General features: G+C 44.5%; 5 protein-coding genes. 2 read left to right on the top strand and 3 right to left on the bottom strand.

Annotated features, from left to right (window positions below; translation table 11 throughout):
• Positions 1-359 precede the first annotated feature (359 nt).
• Positions 360-923: an alpha/beta hydrolase gene (locus tag ACLFWI_RS26535; RefSeq protein WP_446415411.1), complete on the top strand. Its 564-nt coding sequence runs from the start codon at positions 360-362 to the stop codon at positions 921-923.
• 226 nt (positions 924-1149) lie between these two features.
• Here the strand turns inward: ACLFWI_RS26535 and ACLFWI_RS26530 are convergent, their stop codons facing one another.
• From ACLFWI_RS26530 to fraC, 3 genes are all read right to left on the bottom strand, one after another.
• Positions 1150-1929, bottom strand: a complete 780-nt coding sequence (locus tag ACLFWI_RS26530) for an ABC transporter permease (RefSeq protein ID WP_446415410.1) — start codon at positions 1927-1929, stop codon at positions 1150-1152.
• Between the two features lie 35 nt (positions 1930-1964).
• Entirely contained in the window at positions 1965-2993 is a 1029-nt protein-coding gene (locus ACLFWI_RS26525) for a DUF5357 family protein (protein ID WP_446415409.1), read from the bottom strand.
• A gap of 81 nt (positions 2994-3074) precedes the next feature.
• The gene (gene fraC, locus ACLFWI_RS26520) at positions 3075-3650 is read right to left on the bottom strand and encodes a filament integrity protein FraC (RefSeq protein ID WP_446415408.1); all 576 of its coding nucleotides are present in this window, start codon (positions 3648-3650) and stop codon (positions 3075-3077) included.
• Positions 3651-3899: 249 nt separating this feature from the next.
• Between fraC and ACLFWI_RS26515 the strand changes: the two genes are divergently transcribed.
• Positions 3900-5033 carry a cob(I)yrinic acid a,c-diamide adenosyltransferase gene (locus ACLFWI_RS26515; protein ID WP_446406925.1) on the top strand — a complete coding sequence of 378 codons (1134 nt, stop codon included), beginning with the start codon at positions 3900-3902 and terminating at the stop codon, positions 5031-5033.
• Positions 5034-5045: the final 12 nt, after the last annotated feature.

Here is a 5045-nt window from a genome sequence, read left to right as displayed (position 1 = left end):
CTTTAGTTTTGAGTTGAATTAGGTTTGGAGTAGGGGCTTGGTCACCAAGCCCCTACTAACCCACCTAATGTCATGGATGTAGCGATAGTTTATCTAATTGTGGGGGGAGAGGGGGAGCAATAAGACCCACGCCATAATTTTTAATGGGGCGTTAGGATACACTGGACTCCCCCAACATCAATGTGGTAAATTGACATCATCCTTTGATACATCTGCTCACAAAGCTAGTTGAAATTACTGCACCGTGAGTTGAGTAACGAATTCGATAATCAACAACCAAGGCAATCAAACTAATTTTCAGGAGTAAGTCCCTGTCTTTGGAGACGATTTCAATTCCACCAGCTACAGGTAAACAACCAGTGGGACTGGTTGTAGTTTTACATGGCTGGGGGGCTAATGCTAAAGATTTGCAACCTCTAGTGCCAGAATTAGCTCTATCCAACTACCATGTCTTGCTACCTAATGCACCCTTTGCTCACCCACAGGTGGCTGGAGGCTATATGTGGTATGACTTGGAACGAGAAGACTATCAAGGCTTGGCACAAAGTCAGCGTCTATTGACAGACTGGCTAAAGTCTTTGGAAAGTCTCACCGGTATTCCTCTCGCCTCTACGATTATGATGGGCTTTTCTCAAGGGGGAGCCATGGCTCTAGATGTTGGGTTACATTTACCCTTGGCGGGTTTAGTGTCAATGAGTGGTTATTGGCATCGCACGCCTCAAGAGATTGAACCTCCCTTGCCCCCGGTTTTTATCGTTCATGGTAGACAAGATAATGTTGTTCCTTTGAGAGTAGCTCATCGATTGCGGGATTATTTACTAGCGCTAGGTGCGCCGATGCAGTACAAAGAGGTGGATATGGGGCATGAGATTGCACCTGAAGTGGTGGAAATTGTGCGGGATTTTATTTTAGTCAATACATGAAATAGGAAACAGGGGGAGTTGGGGGAGATGGGGGAGTTATAGCAACCGCCAGGACGGTTAGGACACATCATTTATGTAGAGACGCGCCATGGCGCGTCTCTAGCATAGTGCTGAGTCAGGGCGGGTTTTGTACAAACGTTACCATCAATAGCCAACAGAAAGTTTCATTACCCGCCCCGACAAACCCGGTTTTCTTGAGCGAAGTGAAGGGACACCCAATCCCCCATTAAAACTCACGTCGAGAGAAAATCAGAATCGCGATCGCCAGCAGCAAGATCGTGTAAACTACGGCATAAGCGGCATGTCCTAAGAGGGTCATAGAGGCAGGGAGTAACCCATAAACCGCCTCATTTTTTAAATTTAGACGGGATAAATCGGGTAAGATTAGGTAAAGACCTTGGGTTATCGTCTCAATCGTCGCATTTTCGCTGAGTTTGCCTAACTCCTGCACATCGCGACTCAAATGTCCCATTAAATAAATGCCAACGGTGAGGAGTGTGGCTAGGATTGAGCTGGTAAACACACCAAACATTAATGCTACGGCTACAATTAAGCCTAACTCTAAAAACTGGTAAAGCGCTGAAATCAGTAGGCTAGCTAAGGGGTAATTAATGCCATTGAAACTGAGGAGAGCTAAGTAAATAGCTGTCATTGCTATAACCAAAACCGCTAAGACTCCCAGTAACCCTAAATGCTTGCCAATAATTAATTCTGCCCGTGATATTGGTTTAGGAATTAAAATCAATACGGTGCGTTTTTCGATTTCTTTATTAATCAAACCTGTCCCAACAAATATGGCAACCAGGACTCCCAACACACCAATCGCTGCTAAACCTAAATCCATAAATATTTTATCTTCTGTGGTGGCTGCTACTTCCCTCAGGAGTGGTAGGGCAACGATCAACAGCAGGGCAAAAAAGCCAATCACATAAAAGATGCGATCGCGAATGACTTCCTGAAACCCATTTGTCGCGATTGTCCAAATTCTACCTAATGTTTTTGTCATTTGTCCTTTGTCAATGAATGCGTGGCTTTCATCATTTATAGAGTTGGATATTGAGAGGTAACAATCGGTTCAGCGACGCCCCATCCTTCTACCGGATCACATTCTACCTGACTAACAATACTAATACCGATGTCAGTTTGGCGATTGACGGCTATTATCTGACAAGACTTGGTGAGTGAGTAGGGTTGGGTTTGCGATCGCGGACCTTCCCAAAAGGCTTTTAGTTCTAAGTTATACCCCGACTCCCGTAGTGAAATCTCTCCAAGACTCACTTTCCACAAATTGTCTTCTTTGATATTGGGGGAGTCAATTTCTTGCCTCACTTGGGTGTCAATCTGCTCAATCTGCTCAATCAGTTGTTCGCGTTCCCGAAGCAGAAGAATTTGTTCAACGTCTGACCAATCTTGGTTATTAAGCTGTTCTTCTAAGCGAGATGCTATCAAATCCAAAATGGTCGTCCCACGGGGTAGCCTTTGCCTCGATTCCTCGGTTGATAGTCTGACAACAAAGGCACTTTTCTCAAACGTATCAGCGGCGATTGTGGGATATTGAACTAACCAGTCTTGTACTAAAAAATAGAATTGAAACCAACTACTTAGTATCAACTGAGTCGTGAATAGCCACACCAGCGGTTGACGTTTTTCTCTTGCGGGAATTTTGGGTTGAAAATTCTCACCCAAACAAGTGGGTAATGCGGCAATCACTGCTGATATTAGGGGCCAGACGACTAAAGCGTAGGCTGATAATTCGCCTGTAACAATGCCAAAAATATAAATGGTAACCAGCGCTCCCGTAATCCAGGGACTTAAGAGGACTTTACCAATGCTGATGTCTTTATTGCTAGTTGTTGCCCAATAGACACCTAAAATTAGAAACCACCAACTAAAACTCGCTAATATAATTGTAAAAATACTCGTTGCCAGAAATGACATTGCCCACGAGAAAAGACTTAGCCCGATCAGGGTCTGCCAAGCGAAAGCTGTGGCAGGGTTAAAGATTCCGGAGATAGTTTTCAGTAAGTTGTTTACCCAATTTAATAAATTCTCAATAATTTTCCTGATCATCGGTTTAATCTAAAAATAATGGTAAGAGCGTTGGGTAGAGTTAGAGCGTCCTGGAAATAATTCAGGAGACGTAGGTATAGATTATAATACGCTATTTAAGTTAAGATCATTCACGTCCATAAAGCGTAATACTAAAAGCAGCAAAATAGCACTGTAACTATAGGCATTAGCCAGTAGCACAGCAAAAGCGGGATTTGGTTGATATTGGGTAATCTTCCGCTTAGGTTGACTGAATAAGCTGGGTCTTTTGTTCGATATATCAGAACTTGTACTAAACTGGTTCGGCTGATCATGAATCCATATTTTTATAAATTCAAATCCGATTATTTTAACAATAAAACTGAAAAAGAAAATTACGATACCGATGAAAATTATTCGAGGATCTGCTTCGTTTAACTGACTGCCTATTGGCTGATCGAAGAAAATAAAATTAATAATTTGAATTCGTAAAAATTGAGGCAACAAAGTTTCTAGAATTAAAAATATTAACCAACCAATAACAACGCTCCATAAATTCAGCGATGTGGCATATTGCACGCTGTTTTTGCGAGTGAGTTTTAGCCGTCGGTGAAAGACGCGGGATTCTAGGGCGATCGCCACCAACAGGAATAAGACTTGAAATACAATCAGTTGTAGGGGCAAAACAATATCTATCATAATGGTTTCACTTTAATCGATATTATCGGTTCCTCGTGTAGTGCTGCTCCAAATAATCCACCCATGAAAAAGTAGATACTATAAACGTTACATCCTGGGAGCCTCCTACCTGCTGCCTTCTTCCCCATAACGGCGACGGGGATATTTTTATACTATATTAGGGTGGCTCAGATAAGAAGGTGAAGGTTATTCTTAACATTCGCTGTTGTATCGTTAAACTGAGTTGGGGTAAAGTCTCAAGGATCGTCAATGACTAGGACAGGTATTGGTATTCGCACGGCGGCTGAGCGTACAGAACGCATCACCGGTCAGATTCATGTTTACGATGGCGTCGGTAAGGGCAAGTCTCAAGCCGCATTGGGCGTGGTTTTGCGCTCAATTGGTTTGGGGATCAACTGTGTGGAATCCAGTCGGGTCTTATTGTTACAGTTTCTTAAGGGACCGGGACGGAACTATGATGAGGATGCGGCGATTGAGGCGTTGCGACGGGCGTTTCCTCACTTGATTGATCAGGTTCGCACGGGACGAAGTGAGTTTTTTACCCAAGAGGAAGTGACGCGGTTTGACAAGTTAGAGGCGCAGCGCGGTTGGGATGTGGCGAAAGGCGCGATCGCGTCCAATCTCTATTCGGTTGTTGTGCTGGATGAGTTGAATCCGTTGCTGGATTTGGGGTTACTCCCGGTTGAGGAGGTGGTGCAAACCCTGAAAAATAAACCGCCGTCTCTGGAAGTGATTGTCACCGGACGCGGAACACCGCCGGCGCTGTTGGATTTGGCGGATTTACATAGTGAGTCGGTTCCTCATGATCACCCGGTTTCTCGGGAACAGGGGATTGAGGGAATCGAAATTTATACCGGTGCGGGGAAGGGAAAATCGACCAATGCGTTAGGGAAAGCGTTACAAGCCATTGGTCGGGGAATTAGTACGGATAAATCCCACCGGGTGATGATTATGCAATGGCTCAAGGGAGGAAGCGGGTATACCGAAGACGCCGCGATCGCAGCCTTGCGTCAAAGTTACCCGAATCTGGTGGATCATCAGCGTTGTGGTCGAGATGCGATCGTCTGGCGGGGACAGCAGCAAATTTTGGATTATGTGGAAGCGGAACGGGGATGGGAAATTGCTAGGGCGGCGTTAGCGTCGGGGTTATATAAAACGATTATTCTGGATGAACTGAATCCGACGGTTGACTTGGAACTGTTGCAGGTTGAACCGATTGTCGAGGCGCTGTTACGCAAACCTCGTGATACGGAGGTTATTATCACAGGTCGTTGTAAAAATCAACCCGCTTATTTTGAATTAGCGACGGTTCATTCGGAGATGATTTGTCATAAGCATTATTGTGACAAAGGGGTGGATTTGAAGCGAGGGGTGGATTTTTAAGGTATTTGTCAT

The sequence above is a fragment of the Coleofasciculus sp. genome, from assembly GCF_046539235.1.
In the GTDB taxonomy this organism is placed as follows: domain Bacteria; phylum Cyanobacteriota; class Cyanobacteriia; order Cyanobacteriales; family Coleofasciculaceae; genus Coleofasciculus.
The sequence above is the reverse complement of the archived record's forward strand: the minus strand, read 5'-3'. Positions and strand labels throughout refer to the sequence as shown.

Coding starts and splice junctions, on each gene's coding strand:
- ACLFWI_RS26530 (WP_446415410.1), bottom strand. CDS start 1,929: ATGACAAAAACATTAGGTAGAATTTGGACAATCGCGACAAATGGGTTT.
- ACLFWI_RS26525 (WP_446415409.1), bottom strand. CDS start 2,993: ATGATCAGGAAAATTATTGAGAATTTATTAAATTGGGTAAACAACTTA.
- fraC (WP_446415408.1), bottom strand. CDS start 3,650: ATGATAGATATTGTTTTGCCCCTACAACTGATTGTATTTCAAGTCTTA.
- ACLFWI_RS26515 (WP_446406925.1), top strand. CDS start 3,900: ATGACTAGGACAGGTATTGGTATTCGCACGGCGGCTGAGCGTACAGAA.